The following is a 17560-nucleotide window of genomic DNA, read 5'->3' on the forward strand; positions in this document are numbered from 1 at the left end:
CTGGGCAGGAGAGAAATCTCATGATAAAGACGCTCCCGCGCAGGCCCGGCCGCCGCGGCGCCCGAATCGCGGACCCTGCGGGACATGGCAGGCTGACCGTACGTACTGTTGTCAGGACAAAGTCAGCGCCGACGATTGGGGAATGGTGGCGATGAAGGGCATTGCCGGTGCGCCGGTGAGCTTCGGCGTCTTCGAGCTGACGGCGGACCAGCCGCTACCGGACCCGAAGGAGATCCTCGGCCCGCTGCACGACCTCGGGTACGACGGCGTCGACCTCGGCCCGGTCGGCTGGCTGGGCCGCGGCGACGAGCTGCGCCGGCGGCTGCGCGACCACGAGCTGGTGCTCGTGGGCGGCTGGGTCGACCTGCCGTTCACCGACGACGACGCGTTCCGGGCGGCGCTGCCGGCGCTCGACGACGCGCTGGAGATCTTCGTGGCGGCCGCGGAACTGGACCCGTCGCGTCCCCCGCTGCCGACGCTCGCCGACTCGGGCAGCGAACTGCGCCGGGCCAACCCGGGCGGCGCCGCGCCGGGACTCGCGCTCGACGACGCCGGCTGGACGCGGCTGGCGCGCAACGTCGAGACCGCGGCCGCTCGCGTGCGCGCAGCCGGCCTCGAGCCCACGTTCCACCACCATGCCTGCACGTACGTCGAAACGCCCGCCGAGATCGACGAGTTCCTGGCCCGCACCGACGTCGGCCTGACCTTCGACACCGGCCACCTGCTCATCGGCGGCGGCGACCCGGTCGAGGGCTGGCGGCGCTGGGGCTCGCGGATCAACCACCTGCACCTCAAGGACGCCAGCACCGCCGTGCTCGACCAGGTCGTCCGGGAGAAGGCCGGCATGCGCGCGGTCTGGGAGCGGCGCGCGTTCGTCGAGCTCCGCGCCGGCGACCTCGACCTCGACGGCTTCATGGACGCCGTCGTCGAGAGCGGCTTCGGCGGCTGGCTGGTGGTCGAGCAGGACGTCGTGCCATCGCCGTCCGACCCGCCGGGACGGGTGATCGACGACCAGCGCGCCAACCGCGAGGCGCTGCGCAGGTGGCTGCCATGAGCGACCGCGTTCGGCTGGCCGTCGCCGGCCTCGGCGCCATCGCGCAATCCGTGCACCTGCCGCTGATCGCCCGCCGCTGGGACCTGTTCGAGCTGGTCGCCGTCTGTGACCTGGCGCCGTCGCTGCGCGCCGACGTAGGCGAGCAGTACGGCGTCCCGGAGGACCGGCGCTACGCCGACGCCGGCCGGATGGTCGAGGAGAGCGGCGCCGACGGCGTCGTCCTGCTGACCTCCGGCTCGCATGGCGACGTCGCGCTGCGCGCGCTGCGGGCCGGTGTCGCCGTCTTCTGCGAGAAGCCGCTGACCTACACCGTCGCCGAGGCCGACGCGCTGGCCGCCGCCGAGGAGGAGCTGGGCCGGCCGGGGCTGCTGCTGGCGTACATGAAGGAGCACGACGAGGCCGTCTGGCAGCTGGGTGAGCGGCTGGCCGGCATCGACGACGTCCGCGCCGTCGAGGTCGAGGTGCTGCACCCGACCGGCCAGTCGCAGCTGGCCTACGCCAACCTGCGGCCGGCGCCGCTCGACGTCGACCCGGACGCCGTCAGCCGGCTGGCGGTGGAGTCCGGCCGGCTGCTCGACGCCGCCATCGGCGCCGGCACGTCCGACCGGCTGCGGCACCTGTACGCGAACGTCGTGCTCGGCAGCATCGTGCACAACACGTCGCTGCTGCGGGCGGTGTTCGGCGGGCTGGTGAGCGTCGACGGCGCACGGCAGTGGCCGGACGGCGCGCAGCCCGGGCGCGGTCCCGGCTCGGTCGAGGTGACCGGCGAGCTGCCCGGCGCCGTCCGGGCCCGGATGAGCTGGCACTACCTGCCCGACTACCCGGCCTACACCGAGACGCTGACGGTGCACCACGGCAGAGGCTCGCTGCGGGTGACCTTCGGAACGCCGTACGTGCTGAACAACCCGACCCGGCTCGAGGTGGTGGAGGCGCCACCGGCCGGTATGGCCGCGGGCGGCGAGGTGCGCTCGGTGTTCACGTCCACCGGCGAGTCGTTCGAGAACGAGCTGGCCGACTTCCACCGCATGGTGACGGCGGGCGAGCCGCCGCGCGCGGGCGTCGCCGAGGGCCGCGCGGACATCCTGACGAGCCAGCGGATCGTCCGGCTGCTGGCCGGCGACGAGCCGGTGAGCGGCGAGGCGGCCCGCGCATGAGCGCCGACCCGAAGATCGTCCTCGTCCCGCACACCCACTGGGACCGCGAATGGTACGAGCCGTTCCAGGTGTTCCGGCTGAAGCTGGCCGACGTGCTCGACGACGTGCTCGCGCGGGCCGAGGCGGACCCGGACTTCCGGTTCACCCTCGACGGCCAGTTCGCCGCCGTCGACGACTACCTGGAGCTGCGCCCGGAGAACCGGCACCGGGTCGCCGAGCTGGTCCGGCAGGGCCGGCTGTCCGTCGGACCCTGGTACATCCTGCTCGACGAGTTCCTGTGCTCCGGCGAGACGATCGTGCGCAACCTCGAGCTGGGCTGGCAGGGCGCTGAGGCGCTCGGTGGCGCGATGCCTGTGGGCTACCTGCCGGACATGTTCGGCCACACCGCGCAGATGCCGCAGATCCTGGCCCGCGCCGGCATCGAGCACGCCAGCCTGTGGCGCGGTGCGCCCGGCGCGTTGAACCGGCACGCCTTCCGCTGGGAAGCGCCCGACGGCAGCGCGGTGCGGGTGGAGTACCTGTTCGACGGATACGGGAACGCGCTTGACCTGTTCGCGATCCCGGCCCGGCTGGGCGAGGCCGTCGCGGCGTACTGCGACGAGACCCGGTCCTGGTACGGCGACGACCCGGTGCTCGGCATGCTCGGCACCGACCACTCCGCGCCGCGGCCGGACCTCATGGAGCTGGTCAGCGGGCCCGGCGGTGCCGGGCTGACCATCGCCGGGCTGGCGGAGTACGTCACCCGGTTCCGGACCGACGACCCGGGCCTGCCGGTTGTGGTCGGCGAGCTGCGCAGCCACGCTCGCGGCAACATCCTGCCCGGCGTCATCTCGATCCGGATCGGGCTCAAGCAGGCGATGGCCCGGGCCGAGCGCGTGGTCGGTGAGGCCGAGGCGCTCGCGGCGCAGTTCCAGCCCGCGGCCGACTACCGCGAGGCGTTCCTGCTGGCCTGGCGGAAGATCGTCGAGTGCACGGCGCACGACTCCGTCACCGGCTGCGGCGTCGACGAGACCGCCGGCCAGGTCGCGGGCCGGCTGGCCGAGGCCGAACAGGCCGGCCGGGCGGTCCGCTCGGCGGTGCTGCGGTCGATCGCGGCCCGGGTGCCTGCCGACGCGCACGCCGTCGTCAACACCGTCCCGTGGCCGCGCACCGTCCTGGCCGAGCTGGACGTCGCCGCGCCCGCCACCGACCGGCCGGTGACCGCCGAGCTGCCGGACGGGACGCCGCTGCCGGTGCAGGAGCTGAGCCGCTCGGAGACGGTGCTGGGCGACGAGAAGCTGGCCGCCGCCGACCTGGAGAAGGTGATCCGCCGCATCCACGGCCGAGAGCTGTTCGGCCAGCAGATCGAGTCCTACGCCGTCGCGCCGGGCACGCTGGACTTCGAGGTGGCCCGGGTGCCGTCGGCGCCGGAGTTCGACCTCGCGGCGCTGCGCGCGGAGCTGGCGACGGTCGTCGCGTCCGCCGAGGCTTCAGGTGAGTGGCGGGTCCGCACGGTCGCGCAGCAGCGGCGGCGGGTGCTGGTCGCCGTCCCGCTGGACGCGTCCGGGCAGGTCGCGGTGCGGGCCGGCCAGGACGGCGCGCCCGTGGACGCGCCCGACGCGGTGGAGGTGGCCGATCGGTCGCTGTCGTCGTCGCACGTGCGGGTGGACGTGGACGGCGACGGCACGCTGACCGTCCAGGGCGCCGACGGGACCGTCCTCACCGGCGTCGGCCGGCTGGTGTCCGGCGGCGACCGCGGCGACAGCTACAACTACGGCCCGCCGGCCGCCGACGTGCCGGTCGACGCGCCGTCGTCGGTGACGGTGACGGTCGACGAGCACGGCCCGCTGCGAGGCGTGCTGCGGGTGGTGCGGACGTACGACTGGCCGGTGGGGCTGTCGGCTGACGTGGACGTGCGGGCCGCCGAGACGGTGCCGGTCGAGGTGACGATGCTGGTCGAGGTCCGGTCCGGCGAGCCGCTCGTGCGGCTGGACGTGTCGTTCGTCAACCCCGCGCGCGACCACCGGGTCCGGCTGCACGTGCCGCTGCCCGCGCCGGTCACGGAGTCGGCGGCCGACGGGCAGTTCGCGGTGACGGCGCGCGGGCTGACATCCGAGGGCGGCTGGGGCGAGTACCCGCTGCCGACGTTCCCGGCGTCGTCGTTCGTGTCCGCCGGTCCGGCGACCGTGCTGCTGGACCACGTCACTGAGTACGAGCTGGTGGATGACGGCGCGGAGCTGGCGCTGACGCTGCTGCGCGCGGTCGGCTGGATGAGCGTCAACCTCCATCCGCTGCGTGACGAGCCGGCCGGGTCGGAGTTCCCGGTGCCCGGCGCTCAGTACGTCGGCGTCCCGGTGCGGGCGCGGCTGGCGGTCGTGCCGCGCGCCGGCGGGTGGGGTGCGGCGGCGGCGCCTCGGCGCGCCGAGGAGTTCCGGCACGATGCGCTGGTGGCGCCGGGCCTGGCCGCCACGGGCGGTGAGCTGCCGCCGTCGTCATCGGGCCTTGGCGTCAGCGGGCCGGGCGTCGTCGCGTCGTCGATCCGGGCACGCGGCGACGAGGTCGAGGTGCGGCTGGTCGCCATGTCCGCCGCCCCGACGACGGGCACCGTCACGGGGGCGTTCGTCACGGCCTGGCGGACCGACCTGCTCGGGCGCGCGCTGGAGCCGCTACCCGTCGACGGCGACCGCGTCGACGTCGAGCTGGGACCGTGGGAGATCGCGACGATCAGGGTGTCGTGACCGGCTGCGGACCGGTGGCGATGCGAAGGGCCGCGACCAGCTCACGGTAGAGCTCGTCGGCCGCGAGCAGCTCCTGGTGGGTGCCGACGGCGCGGACCCGGCCGGCCTCCAGCAGCAGGATCTGGTCCGCGTCGACGACCGTCGACAGCCGGTGCGCGATCGTGACGACGGCGCCGGTGGTGGCCTGGCGGCGGATGCCCTCGGCGACCGCGGCCTCGCTCAGCCCGTCCAGCTGCGCCGTGGCCTCGTCGAGCAGCAGCAGTTCCGCGTCGGCGGCCAGGGCGCGCGCCAGGGCGACTCGCTGCCGCTCGCCGCCGGACATCGTCGTTGGTGAGAGCAGGGTGTCCAGGCCGTGCTCCAGCTCACGGACCCGCTGGTCCAGCCGGACCGTGGCGAGGGCCGCCCACAGCTCGTCCTCGGTGGCGTCCGGCGCGGCGTAGCCGAGGTTCTCGCGCAGCGTGCCGGGGACGAGCGGGGTGTCCTGCTCGACGTAGGCGATGCGGCTGCGCAGGTCGGCCAACGTCCAGTCGGCGAACGGCCGGCCGTCGAGCACGATCTCGCCGCCCTGCGGCTGCAGGAACTTCAGCAGCAGCGAGAAGATCGTGGTTTTGCCGGCGCCGGACGGCCCGATGATCGCGGTGTGCCCGTGCCGCGGGATGGTGAGGCTGACGCCGGCGAGCGCCGGCGCGGCCTCGGGGGAGTAGCGGAACTCGACGTCGCGCAGCTCCAGGGCGGCGTCCGCTCTGAGCTGGGTCGGCGCCGGGGCTGCCGTCGGTGCGTCCGTCTCCGTCGCCATCGCGTCGATCTCGCCGATGCGGGCGGCCGCGGCGAGGCCGGACTGGACCGATGTCAGGCTCATCGTCAGCAGCATGACGGGCATCATCAGCTGGAACGCGTAGAGCAGGAACGCGACCAGCGTGGTCACCGTCATGTGGCCGGCAGCCACCCGGTAGGCGCCGACGCCGAGGATGAGCATGACGGCGAGGTTGATGCCGCCGCCGGTGATGGTCCACGCCCACGCCTCGAGCTTGACCGCGCGGATGCTCTTCTCCGCCGATCGCTCCGCGTGCCGGGCGATGCGACTGGTCTCGCGGGCCTCGGCCCGGGCCGCCTTGACGGTGCGCAGCGCGCGCAGCACGCCCTCGAGCCGGCCACCGAGCGCGCCGATCTCCTCCTGCGCCTCCTGCTGCGCCTTGGCCAGTTTTGGCATCAGCAGGGCGGCGAGGATGGCGACCACGACGATGACGCCCAGGGTGGTTGCGAGCAGCACGAGGTCGAGGTACGCCATCAGCGCCAGCGCGCCGACCAGCCCGACCAGGCCGTTGACGGCGTTGACCATGCTCGACGTGGTCGCCTCGCGGATCAGCATCGTGTCGGACGTGACCCGGGTGACCATCTCGCCGGCGCTGCGCGAGCCAAGCTCAGTCACCTTGGTGCGCAGCAGGTGGCGGACCATGCCGGTACGGGCGGCCAGGATGATGCGCTCGGCCAGCGTCCCCAGCAGGATCGTCTGCACCAGCCCGATCACGGCGCCGGCGACAAGCAGCACCGCCAGCAGCGTGACCGGCCCGCGCAGCGACGCGTCGACCTCGAGGCCGTCGAGGACGCTCTTCGTCACCAGCGGCGTGACCAGCTCAGCCCCGGTTCCGAGCAGGCCGAGCAGCAGGCCGGCGACCAGGACGCGCTGGTGGGGCCGCGCATACGACCAGAGCAGCCGGACCTTCGCCCTCGTCGGCAGCTCGGGGGTGGGTCGCTCCTCGGCGGGCGGACTGTATGGGACGCTCATGGTCGCACAATGACACGTCGGTGTCCCATTTTCAAGTGTTCATGTTCTATTATGGCGAGCACATGTAATGTAACGAGACGTGACGACGACCGACTCCGGCGTGCGCCAGCGCACGCGGCGGGCCATCCTCGAGGCGGCCGCCGCCGTGTGGGCGCGCGACTTCTCCGCGTCCCTCGGCGACATCGCCGACCGCGCCGAGGTCAGCCGCAGCACCCTGCACCGCTACTTCCCGGAGCGCCAGGCCCTCGTCGACGCGTTGCTGATCGACTCGCAGGCGCGGCTGGAAGAAGCCTGGAACGGGGCGCTCGCGGTGTCCAGCACCGCCATCGAGACGGTCGAGAACATCATGGCCGCCATCGTCGACCTCGCCGACCAGATCCTCTTCCTCTTCAGCGACCCCACCCGCTTCGTCGGCAACCCGCACTGGACCTCCGACGAGGACGACGGCCTGCCCGACCTCCTCCGCGCCGCCCAGAGCGACGGCGAGCTGGACCCGGACATCGATCCGCACTTCGTCATGGGCGTCATGTACTCGCTCATCTACGTCACGGCCGAGTCCGTGGCGTCGGGCACGTTGCCGCGCCACAAGGCCGCGGAGACCGCGGTGCGCATCTTCCGCCACGGCCTCTCGCCGCGCAGCTGAGCCCGCCGGCGAGGCGTTCGGCCCTCGACGAGGCATCCATGCCTGGCGAACCGTGAAGACGCCTGGTGAAGTGCACCCGGCAGGGCCATCACCAGGATTTCTCCAGCGTCGACACGATTACACGCGTAGTGCGACACGAGTTTCCGTGCTGAACGTGATCATTTCGGGCCGGAGGGGGTCAGCGGAGCCCGGGTGAGAGACTGCTGGGCATGGTGACCATGGAGGATGTGAGGGAGTCGGCGCTGCGGTTCCCGGAGGCAGAGGAGTCGACTCACTTCGGCATGGCCGCGTTCAAGGTCGACGGACGGACCTTCGTGGGCCCGGAGCGCGATGAGCGGACGCTAGGCGTGGCCGTCGCTCTAAGGACTGCCGTCGGGCTGATCGCCGAGGAACCGGACATGTTCGAGGAGATCTGGCGTCCGGGCCCGCAGCCGAGCTTCGTCGGCGTGCGCGTCGCCCTCGCGGACATCGACCGCGACCGGCTGGACGAACTCGTCGAGGCCGCCTGGCGGCACAAGGCGCCGAAGCAGACCGTCGCCGCCTACGACGAAACCCGCTGACGCGTTCCGGGACGGCTACGGAGCCACGGCGACGACGGCGGCCATCGGGGTCTCGAGCCGGTGCGGGCCGTCGGCGCCGGGGAACCTCGCCAGCTCGCCACGCACTACCTGCCGCCGACCCCACACATCCGCCAGCAGCAGCCCGTCCGCGCCCAGTGCGACCAGCTCGCCGTCCACCCGCAGCAGCACCGGGTCGTCGACCGACCAGGCGAGCGCCGTCCGGCCGGCCCGCAGCGCCTCCATCACGTCCTCGACCGAAGGTGACGCCGCCGCGACCCAGGTGACCGGGCACCCGACCGGAGCGTCGCCCGGCCGGTGGAAGTCCGAGCCGCCGATCGGCACGGTCGCCGACCCCCACGCGTTCCACCAGGCCAGCGGCCCGGTCCATTCCGGCGCGAGCCAGGACGAGTGGAAGATCTCCGCCAGCGGCGGCCTCTGATCCAGCGGATGCTGCCACGAGCAGTCCCCGCCCAGCGGATGGTTGATCGACAGCAGCCCGCCATGCGCCTCGACGAACGAGACCCACGACGATGGCGGCTCGCGGAAGTCGACCCACGGGATGGGGCCGAACGCGTTCGCGTGGCCGCGGTCGGTCGTCACCTCCTGGCCGGGCAGCAGCGTCACCCCGTACCGATCGCCTACGGACGGCAGCAGAGCGTGGTGGCTCACCGTGTTGTGATCGGTGACGGCGAGCACGTCCAGACCTGCCCCCGCAGCCAAGGACGCCAAACCAGCGACAGGCAGTGAGCCGTCGGAGTGCAGCGTGTGGGCATGGAAGTCGCAGGCCAGCCAGGTCAGCCCGGCATCGGCCGGCAACGAACGACGCGGCCTGCCCGCGGACGCCGGCACCGGCGGCCCGTCCGGCTCCGGGTCCAGCGGCGCCGACGCGTCGTCCAACGACACTGTCACCGAGACCGGCACCCCAGCGGCCGGCACCCGGTACAGCCCGAGCACCACCGACCACTCGCCCGGCTCCAGCGGCCCGGCGACGTACCCCGGCGTCGCCGCGTCGGCGGTCAGCGTGAATCGCCGCCGCGCGCCACCGGACCAGCCGCGCCACCCGGCCGCGCCCTCGCAGCCCAGGTCGATCACCGCGCTTTCACCCGAGTACGACAACGACACGTGCACCGACGACGTCCCGTCCGGCACCTCGAACGGCACGGTCAGGTACGGCGACGCCGCACGATCACCAGGCATCAGGCGCCGCGACAGCAGCACTGATTCCCCTTTCCCTTCTTGGACTCGCCGCCGCCGGGGGACCTCGCGGTCGGCCTGACACCGTCATGCCGCGGCCGCCACCGGCTCCAGCAGTTCCTCGCTCTCCGCGTCGAAGAGCAGCGTCCGCTCCGGCCGGACGGCGACCCAGCCGCTCGTGCCCGGCGCGGGCTCCTCGTCCTCGTCGACGACGACCTGCACCAGCACGCCATCACCGGCTTCGACGGTGACCAGCACGGACGCGCCCAGGTTCTCGACGACGGTGACGGTGCCGCCGATCGCACCCGGCGACGACGGAGCCGCCGCCGACCAGCGCAGGTACTCCGGCCGGCCGCCCCAGATCACCTTGGTCCCGTCCGCGACCGACAGCCCGGGCGGCAGCGGCAACGACGCTCCGGCCACCGACACTCGTTCGCCATCGACCACGCCCGGGTGCAGGTTCATCGGCGTAGACCCGACGAACCCGGCCACGAACGTGTTCGCCGGCCGGCGGAACACGTCGCGCGGCGAACCGACCTGCTGGATCCGCCCCAACCGCATGATCGCGATCCGGTCCGCCAGCGCCAGGGCCTCCGCCTGGTCGTGCGTGACGAACACCGTCGTGACGCCGAGGTCGCGCTGCAGCCGCTTGAGGAACGTCCGCGCCTCCAGCCGGAGCCGCGCGTCGAGGTTGGACAGCGGCTCGTCGAACAGGAACACGTCGGGCTTGCTGGCGACGGCACGCGCCAGGGCCACGCGCTGCTGCTGTCCGCCGGACAGCTGACCCGGCCGCCGCGCCGTCAGCCCCGCCAGCGACAACCCGCCGGCGACATCCTCGGCGGTCGCCAGCCGCGACGACTTGTCCACCTTCTGGATCTTCAGCGGGTAGGAGATGTTGTCGGCGACGGTCATGTGCGGGAACAGCGCGTAGTCCTGGAACACCATCGCGACCCTGCGCTCGCCGGGCGACAGCGTCGTCACGTCCCGCGACCCGATCGACAGCCGCCCGTCCGTCGCCGTCTCCAGACCGGCGATCGTGCGCAGCAGCGTCGTCTTGCCGCAGCCGGACGGGCCGAGCAGCGCGAAGAACTCGCCGTCCTCGATGGTGAGGTCGAGCCCGTCGACGGCCCGGACGCCGCCGGGGTACTCCTTGACCAGCTGGTGGGTGGTGATCGCCGCCATCAGCGCTTGATCCCTCCGTGGAAGCGGAAGCCGTAGCGGCGGTTCACGAACAGGTACATGACCACCACCGGTATCGAGAAGAGCAGGGAGAACGTCGAGATCAGGGCGAGGTTGGGCTGCCCGCCCTCGGTGTAGAAGGTGAACATGACGACGGCAGCCGGCTGCCGGTCGGGGGAGCGGAGCAGGATGAACGGCACCAGGAAGTTGCCCCACACCTGCACCACCGCCCAGACGGCGATCGTGGCCAGCCCCGGACGGGCGATGGGGACGACGACGTGCCGCAGGATCTGCAGCGACGACGCGCCGAACACCCGCGCCGACTCCTCGTACGACCGCGGCGTCGAGTCCATGAAGTCCTTCAGGATGAAGATCGCCGTCGGCAGCAGCCCGCCGGTCAGCACCAGCACGACGCCGAGCTGCCGGTCGATCAGCCCCAGCTCCGTCATCAGCAGGAACGTCGGCACCATGGCCGCCGTCCCGGTCACGATCGACGACAGCAGGAGCAGCAGGTAGAGCAGCGTGTCGCGGCCGGGGATGCGGACCCGGGACAGCGCATACGACGCCAGCGCGGCCAGCACCAGCGTGATCGCCATCGTCCCGGCGGCGATCACCACCGAGTTGCCCAGTGACCGCATCGCGTACGGGTTGTCCCACAGGGTGCGGAAGTTCTCCAGCGTGAAGTCCGGCAGCGACACCTGCACCGTCGGCGCGGCGTCGAACGGCGCCGACAGCAGCCACAGCAGCGGCAGCGCGAAGAACACGAACACGAAGCCGGCGAAGACGTACCGGCCGATGACGCCCAACGAGGCGCGGACGGTCATGACCGGCGCTCCCTCAGCAGTCGCAGGTACACCGACGCCACGATCAGGTTGATGATGATCATGATGAGCGAGAGCGCCGCGCCCTGGCCGAGCGAGCCGTCGCGCAGCGCCACTCGGTAGATGTAGACGCCGAGGATCTCGGTGCGTCCCTGCGGCCCGCCGGCGGTGATCAGGTACGGCGCGAACACGTTGAACGTCCACAACGTGATCAGCAGCGTGTTGGTCAGGATGTGGCCGCGGATGTTCGGCAGCACGACGTCGCGCAGGGTGGCGAACGTGCCGGCGCCGGCCATTCGGGCGGTCTCGAACTGCGACGGCGGCACCGACGCCAGTGCCGAGCTGAACAGCAGCATCGAGAAGGCCGTGCCGTTCCAGATGTTGAAGACGATGATCGACTGCATCGGGTACTCGAGCAGCCACGCCGTGCCGTCGGTCCCGAGCAGCGCATTCAGCGTGCCCTCGCGCCGGTCCAGCAGCGCCAGCCACAGGAACGCCACCACCGACGCCGGGATGATCCACGCCAGCAGGACCACCGTCTCCAGCACCGACCGCACCGCCGGCCGCAACCTCCGCGCCGTCCACGCCAGCGCGAACCCCAGCACCGACTGACCGATGATCGCGGAGAAGAACACGAACACCAGTGTCAGCATCAGCGAGTTGCGGAACGCCGGGTCGCTCAGCGCGTCGGTGTAGTTCTCGGTGCCGACGAACTCCGGCTCGGCCGCCGCCAGCCCGGTCAGCCGCCAGTTGGTCAGGCCCAGGTAGAGCGTCCAGACCGCCGGGAAGACCAGGAAGATGGCGATGACCAGCATCGCCGGCGCGACGAACCCGGTCGCCCGCCAGCGCCCGAGCCCGGCGGCGTCGCCGTCGTCGACATGGGCCCGGCGGGCACCGCCCTCCGGTGCGGAGGGGGCACCCGCCGGGTCGACGTCAGTCGGCGATGGAACCGTCGTCACCGACGATGCCCTCCAGTTCGCTCTGGTACGCGTCCGCCGCCTCCTCCGGTGGCGTACCGGCCGCCACCGCCGCGGTCGCGTTCTGCAGCGCCACCGACACCTGCGGGTAGATGGCGAGCGCGGGCCGGTAGGCGGTGATCGGCAGGACCTCTTCGGCGATGAAGCTCATCAGCGGGTCGCCGGCCAAGGCCTGGGCGTTGACGTCGTCGCGCGGGGTGATCCGCGCGCCGCCGCCTGCGATCAGAGCCTCGAACGCCTCGGGGGAGTTCATGAACGTCAGCAGCTCCCAGGCCTGCTGCGGGAACTCGGTGTTCGGGTTGATGACCCGGCCGGTGCCGCCGGACATGCTGACGAAGTCCTGGCCGTTGATGCCTGCGCCGGGCTCGCGGGCCGGGATCTTCGCCCAGCCGACCACCTGGTCGCGGTTCGTCATCGGCGCGATGCCGCCGTCGGGGTTGATGACCGAGCGCCACAGGTAGTCGCCCTCGATCAGCATGCCGAGCTGACCGCTGGCGAACAGCTGGAACGAGGTGTCGCGTCCCTGGGCTTCCTGCTGCAGCAGCGGGTCGCCGAGCTGCTCCTCGCCGTAGACCTGCGCGTAGAAGTCGAGCACCTGGGTGACACCCTCGGTCGCGCCGGTCCAGGTGTCGTCGGCCCAGATCTCTTCGCCGGTGCCGACCAGCAGCGGCAGGAAGCCCTGCATGGTCGTCGCCTCACCCATGGGGACGCCGGCGTTGATCTGCAGCGGGGTGACACCCTCGATCTGCTTGAGCGCCCGCGCGGCCTCGAGGATCTCGTCCCAGCTGGTCGGCTGCCAGTCCTCGGGCAAGCCGGCCTGGGCGAACAGCTCCTTGTTGAAGTAGATGACGCGCCCGTCGGTGCCGACCGGGATGCCGTAAGCCTGGTCGTCGAACGTCATGGACTGCTGGACGGCCTCGGGGATCTGGTCCCAGCCGTCCCATTCCTCGACGGCGTCGCCGGCGACGTCGCTGAGCGGGGCGATGTAGCCCGCCTCGGCGAACTCGCCGGTCCAGATGCCATCGATACTGATGATGTCGCCGCCCGCACCGGACTGCAGGTCCAGGGCGATCTTCGTCTTGTAGTCCTCGTCGTCGACGCCGTTCTCCTCGAACTCGATCGTGACGTCGACGCCCTTCTCCTCCTGCATGGCGATGAACTCTGGGATCACGTAGTCGGTGATCCACGTCGCGCCCTCGGAGTTCTTGCCGCCGACGATGGAGTTGTCGGTGATGGTGAGCGTGACCTCGGTGGCGTCGGCGTTCTGCAAGGGGTCGCCGCCCGCGGTGCCGCCGCCGTCGTCGTCGCTTCCGCACGCCGCAAGGACGAGCGCCGCTGCGAGCAGGCCGGCCGTGCCGCCGAGCCCGGTGTTGATCCTCATCGATCCTCCAGAGCAGCCGAACCTCGATGTCCGGCTGTCAGATTGTCATGACTTTATGACGAGGTCTAGACCTTCCATGAGCTGTGACCTCACTGGAATCTCGGACGCCGTGTCACACGGGTCGCTCGGCAAATGTCATAACATACTGACGTACGCATCAGCCAAGGTGAAGGGGGTTTCGGCGTGGCCGAGGGGATCCCGGAGCTCGTGGTCGATCGCACCAGCCCCGTGCCGCTGTACTTCCAGGTGGCCCAGCACCTCGAGCAGCTGATCGAGTCCGGTACGTACCCACCCGGCACCCGGCTCGACAACGAGATCCAGCTCGCCGACCAGCTCGGCCTGTCCCGCCCGACCATGCGACGCGCCATCGAGTACCTCGTCGACCGAGGCCTGCTGGTGCGCAAGCGCGGCGTCGGCACCCAGGTGGTGCAGCCCAAGGTGCGCCGCCCGGTCGAGCTGTCCAGCCTCTACGACGACCTCACCGCGGCCGGCAAGAAGCCGCGGACGGAGATCCTCTCCTTCGAGGTGCAGGAGCCCGCCGAGGTGGTGGCCGAGGCGCTCGGACTGGACCACGGCGCCCAGGTGTACGCCATCCGCCGGCTGCGGTTCACCGGCGACGAGCCACTGTCGATCATGAGCAACTACGTGCCCGCCGGCCTCGTCCGGCTGGACCCGGACGCCCTGGAGCGGACCGGCCTGTACTCGTTGATCCGCGCGGCCGGCATCAACCTCAAGATCGCGACGCAGACCATCGGCGGCCGCGCCGCCCGGGCGGCCGAGGCCCGGTTGCTCGGCGAGCACCCCGGCGCGCCGCTGCTCACCATGACCCGGGTCGCCTACGACGAGACCGGCCGCGCCGTCGAGTACGGCTCGCACCTCTACCGGGCGTCGATGTACACCTTCGAGCTGACGCTGACGACGACCTAGCCCCGAGCGCGCCCACCCGGTGTTGATCTTGGAGTTCTTCGGCCATCTATCGGACATTTCGGTCCGGGATTGCCGAACAACTCCAAGATCAACACTGCGGACGTGTCAGCGACGGTCCCGGAGGCGGTCGAGCAGGTCCGGGGCGAGTGCGCCGAAGCCCGTCGACGCCCAGGGCTCGACGCCCGCGTCCATGTAGTGCACCACGGTGTCACCGGTCGGCAGGTCGAGCATCTCCGGCTCGCGCCGCTTGCCGATGTCGCGCCGGCACGCCCCGCAGCAGGGCACGTCGCGGGTACCGGCCGAGGTCCGCCACGTCGCCTTCGTGGTCGCCGGGCCGTGCAGCGGGTTGAAGAAGCAGGACACCGCGGGCGTCCACGACCGGCCGTCGGCGGCGTGGCTCAACGCGTCGTCGCCACGGCGGGCCAGGACCAGCGCGCCGATCGCGTCGGCGGCGTCGTCGGAGCGGTCCAGGATCGCCGTCGCCGCCTGGTAGTGGTCGAGCGCGGCGGCCCACGTCGCGCCGTCGTCGCCGTGCTCGATCTCCAGCTCACGGATCCGCTCGCCCAGCGCCGCGGTCTCGGTCTCGGCGCGGCGGCGCCACTCCCGGGTCTGCGCCGACGAGATCCGGCGCAGCGCCCGCCGCTTGAGCGCGACCTCGCCCCGCGGCCGCCGGCGCCGCAGCAGGATGACGGCGGCGACGACGACGGCCAGCGCGACGCCGACGCCGATCGCGACCGGCGGGTCCATCCCCAGGATCTGCGACGACCCGCCGTCGCCGGTGCTCGTCACGGCCTCCTGCCGCTCGGGGAACTGCTCCTCGTACTCCTGCCGCGCGTTGCCTCCGGTGAACACCTCGACCGTCTCGACCAGCTGGAGACCGAGGTCGCTCGGGTAGCGGTCGCCGGCCACGTACGTCGCCAGCGCGTCCTCGTTGTCCGTCGTCACGTTGTAGCTGGTCGCCTCGACGGACCAGCCGAAGTCGACCGATCCGCGGGAGACGAAGTAGACGCCGTCGCGTTCGTTCTCCGGCAGTTCGCGGTACACGAGCGACACCAGTTGATTGGCCGACACGTCCGCGCCGTGGTTCAACGGCACGGCCAGCACGTGCACCGCCGGGTCGGCGCCGTCGACCAGTGCGGTGATCTCGGCCAGCTGCTCAGCGGCGATGGTCTCCGCCACCGCTTGGTCGACGTGGACGCCGTCGTCGGCCAGGTCGGCCGCGATGGCCGCCGGGTCCGGCTGGTAGGTGACCTCGTCGCCGCTCACGCCGCCGCCTTCCTCCGTCGTGCCAGTGCCCAGCCGACCAGCCCCAGCAGCCCGGCGCCGATACCGCTGAAGCCGCCGATGACCAGGCCGGCCGCGATCGTCTCGCCGGCGCCGCCCCAGTAGTCGCTGCCGGTGTCCTCGCCCAGGGTGTACTCCCGCCCGTCGTTCTCCGCGATCTCCTCCAGCAGCCGGGCGGTCTCCGCCGCGCTGGTCCAGGCGCCGTCGAGGGCGCCGTAGACGGAGAAGTACTCGGCGGTGATGCCGACGTCCGTGCTGTACACGTCGTCGTCCGGACTGACCTCGATGTACAGCCCGGGCCGGTCGGTGAGTGCGCCGATCTGGTGCAGTACGTCGGCGGGCGAGTCGTAGCCGGCCTGACGGCTGTTCGGCCAGACGACGAGGAAGACCTGCGGGTCCGACGCGGCCGCCGCGGCGTCGAGCCGGCCCAGCTCCTGCTCGGTGAACAGGTCCTCGACGCTGGGGTCGACGTAGACGTGCGTGTCGGCGAGCACCGCCGCCGCGGCTCGCGCCCGCTCCGCCAGCGGCGGGTCCGGCGTGACGGTGGGAGCGGCGAGCCACCACGCGACGGCGCCGCCCGCTGCCGCGCAGACGAGCGTGATCAGCAGCCCTACCAGGCGGCGCCTCATCGGCGTGCACTCCGATCGTCGAGGACCTGTGCGGCGAGGTCGCCGACCAGCGCGCCGAAGCCCGTCCGCGCCCAGACGGTGGACGTCTCGGCGTACGGCGCCCAGCCACGCCACCGGCGGTTGACGGCGAGGAACCGGCCCTGCGCGCGGGCGCAGTCGCGGCACACCGGCGCGTCGATGGACGAGCCGTCCACTCGGACCGTCCTCTGCGCTTCGCCGTGCAGCGGGTTGACGAAGCACGGACGGTACGGCGGCCGCTTGGGTGAGCCGGCCCGCTCGACCTCCCGGACGGCGACAGCGGCCAGCACGGTCGCGCCGACGGCGTCCAACGGGTCGCCGGTCTCGAGGACTCGGTCGCCGGCCTCGACGGCGTCTGCCGCAGCCGACCCGGCGGGTGACGTCAGCCGTGCGGCCGGCAATCCGGCCAGCCGCCGCCGCGCCTCGTCCAGCCGCCGCCGAGCGATGTCGGCGATATCGCCGGGCACCGGCGTGTACGCAGGCCGCCGGCGCTTCACCACGCCCCGGCCCACCGGTTCCGCCCGGGCCACGACCAGCGTGATGATCGTGCCGGCGACGAGCACACCGAACACCGTCGCGATCAGCGCCACCCGGCGGCCGGCGGCCGCGTCGGCGCGGTCGTGGTCCGACTCCGGCAGGATCGCCCACGGCTGGGCCGCGTACTCGTCGACGACGTCGTCTGGCAGCGCCTCGGCCGGCGCGGCCGCCCAGCGCAGCGTCAGCACCGCCTCGAACAGCGCCGACGCCCGCGGGTACTCGCCCGGCGCGTTCGACTCCGCCCGTTCGATCGCGTGCGTGACCGGCGCCAGGTAGGCGTCGTCGAGCTCGTCGTCGCCCCAGGACTGGGTGTAGGAGATGCCCTCACGGAACTCGACGTGGTAGAGCCCATCGCCCAGCTCGGCCCGGAACAGCGCGGCCGCCTGCTCCGCGACGGAGTCGGTGCCCGCCATGTCGGCAGGGGTGTCGGCCAGCACGACGTAGACGGGCAGGTCGAGGCCGGCGGCGGCTGCGGTGAGCACGTCGTGCGCACGCTCGGAGTCGCCCATGCCCATCGACGGCTGCACCAGGATCGGGTCGGTCCGCAGCTGCTCGACGATCTCCGCGACGGTGTCCGCGTGCTCGTCGTCGGCGGCGGCCGGTGCCCCCAGCAGCAGCGCGGCGGCGGTCAAGGAGGGGAGGAGGGGCACCGGGACAGCCTACTGACCTCGGCACACGCGCGTGTCAGCGGCCGTGTCA

At 72.2% G+C, this 17560-nt stretch carries 15 protein-coding genes; 6 read left to right on the forward strand and 9 right to left on the reverse strand.

The genetic code is table 11. The features are described 5' to 3' along the window. Positions 1–142 precede the first annotated feature (142 nt). The 3 genes from E1262_RS08515 to E1262_RS08525 are packed head-to-tail and all read left to right on the forward strand — an operon-like array spanning position 143 to position 4925. Positions 143–1054: a sugar phosphate isomerase/epimerase family protein gene (locus E1262_RS08515; RefSeq protein WP_203453688.1), complete on the forward strand. Its 912-nt coding sequence runs from the start codon at positions 143–145 to the stop codon at positions 1052–1054. Next, positions 1051–2208, forward strand: a complete 1158-nt coding sequence (locus E1262_RS08520) for a Gfo/Idh/MocA family protein (protein WP_132102703.1) — start codon at positions 1051–1053, stop codon at positions 2206–2208. Before E1262_RS08515 ends, E1262_RS08520 begins: the two co-directional genes overlap by 4 nt. After that, on the forward strand, positions 2205–4925 hold the full coding sequence (locus E1262_RS08525) for a glycoside hydrolase family 38 N-terminal domain-containing protein (RefSeq protein WP_132102704.1): 2721 nt from the start codon (positions 2205–2207) through the stop codon (positions 4923–4925). The genes E1262_RS08520 and E1262_RS08525 overlap by 4 nt, the downstream gene beginning before the upstream one ends. Here E1262_RS08525 and E1262_RS08530 read toward each other — a convergent pair. Then, positions 4912–6711: an ABC transporter ATP-binding protein gene (locus E1262_RS08530; RefSeq protein ID WP_132102705.1), complete on the reverse strand. Its 1800-nt coding sequence runs from the start codon at positions 6709–6711 to the stop codon at positions 4912–4914. The genes E1262_RS08525 and E1262_RS08530 overlap by 14 nt on opposite strands. Before the next feature lie 79 nt (positions 6712–6790). Here E1262_RS08530 and E1262_RS08535 point away from each other — a divergent pair, with 79 nt between their 5' ends. Both E1262_RS08535 and E1262_RS08540 read left to right on the forward strand, forming a co-directional pair. Further along, positions 6791–7354, forward strand: a complete 564-nt coding sequence (locus E1262_RS08535; RefSeq protein WP_203453689.1) for a TetR/AcrR family transcriptional regulator — start codon at positions 6791–6793, stop codon at positions 7352–7354. A gap of 209 nt (positions 7355–7563) precedes the next feature. Then, positions 7564–7914, forward strand: a complete 351-nt coding sequence (locus E1262_RS08540) for an MmcQ/YjbR family DNA-binding protein (RefSeq protein WP_132102706.1) — start codon at positions 7564–7566, stop codon at positions 7912–7914. 15 nt (positions 7915–7929) lie between these two features. Here E1262_RS08540 and E1262_RS08545 read toward each other — a convergent pair whose 3' ends face one another. The 5 genes from E1262_RS08545 to E1262_RS08565 form a co-directional block, all read right to left on the reverse strand. Beyond that, a complete protein-coding gene (locus E1262_RS08545) occupies positions 7930–9132 on the reverse strand; it encodes a CehA/McbA family metallohydrolase (protein ID WP_203453690.1) in 1203 nt (400 codons plus the stop codon). A 63-nt stretch (positions 9133–9195) separates the two neighbouring features. After that, positions 9196–10290, reverse strand: a complete 1095-nt coding sequence (locus tag E1262_RS08550) for an ABC transporter ATP-binding protein (RefSeq protein ID WP_132102708.1) — start codon at positions 10288–10290, stop codon at positions 9196–9198. Continuing rightward, positions 10290–11111 carry a carbohydrate ABC transporter permease gene (locus tag E1262_RS08555; RefSeq protein WP_132102709.1) on the reverse strand — a complete coding sequence of 274 codons (822 nt, stop codon included), beginning with the start codon at positions 11109–11111 and terminating at the stop codon, positions 10290–10292. The genes E1262_RS08550 and E1262_RS08555 overlap by 1 nt, the downstream gene beginning before the upstream one ends. Then, positions 11108–12067 (reverse strand): carbohydrate ABC transporter permease, encoded by a 960-nt coding sequence (locus E1262_RS08560; protein WP_203453691.1) that lies wholly within the window; start codon positions 12065–12067, stop codon positions 11108–11110. The genes E1262_RS08555 and E1262_RS08560 overlap by 4 nt, the downstream gene beginning before the upstream one ends. Continuing rightward, positions 12042–13466 carry an extracellular solute-binding protein gene (locus E1262_RS08565; protein WP_132102710.1) on the reverse strand — a complete coding sequence of 475 codons (1425 nt, stop codon included), beginning with the start codon at positions 13464–13466 and terminating at the stop codon, positions 12042–12044. Before E1262_RS08565 ends, E1262_RS08560 begins: the two co-directional genes overlap by 26 nt. A 183-nt stretch (positions 13467–13649) precedes the next feature. Here E1262_RS08565 and E1262_RS08570 point away from each other — a divergent pair, with 183 nt between their 5' ends. Continuing rightward, the gene (locus E1262_RS08570; RefSeq protein ID WP_132102711.1) at positions 13650–14393 is read left to right on the forward strand and encodes a GntR family transcriptional regulator; all 744 of its coding nucleotides are present in this window, start codon (positions 13650–13652) and stop codon (positions 14391–14393) included. Between the two features lie 105 nt (positions 14394–14498). Here E1262_RS08570 and E1262_RS08575 read toward each other — a convergent pair whose 3' ends face one another. The 3 genes from E1262_RS08575 to E1262_RS08585 are packed head-to-tail and all read right to left on the reverse strand — an operon-like array spanning position 14499 to position 17511. Further along, a complete protein-coding gene (locus E1262_RS08575; RefSeq protein ID WP_132102712.1) occupies positions 14499–15659 on the reverse strand; it encodes a hypothetical protein in 1161 nt (386 codons plus the stop codon). After that, complete coding sequence (locus E1262_RS08580; RefSeq protein WP_132102713.1) at positions 15656–16306, reverse strand: hypothetical protein; 651 nt, start codon at positions 16304–16306, stop codon at positions 15656–15658. The genes E1262_RS08575 and E1262_RS08580 overlap by 4 nt, the downstream gene beginning before the upstream one ends. Beyond that, positions 16303–17511: a hypothetical protein gene (locus tag E1262_RS08585; protein ID WP_132102714.1), complete on the reverse strand. Its 1209-nt coding sequence runs from the start codon at positions 17509–17511 to the stop codon at positions 16303–16305. Before E1262_RS08585 ends, E1262_RS08580 begins: the two co-directional genes overlap by 4 nt. Positions 17512–17560: the final 49 nt, after the last annotated feature.

Source organism: Jiangella aurantiaca, assembly GCF_004349105.1.
GTDB classification, from domain to species: Bacteria; Actinomycetota; Actinomycetes; order Jiangellales; family Jiangellaceae; genus Jiangella; species Jiangella aurantiaca.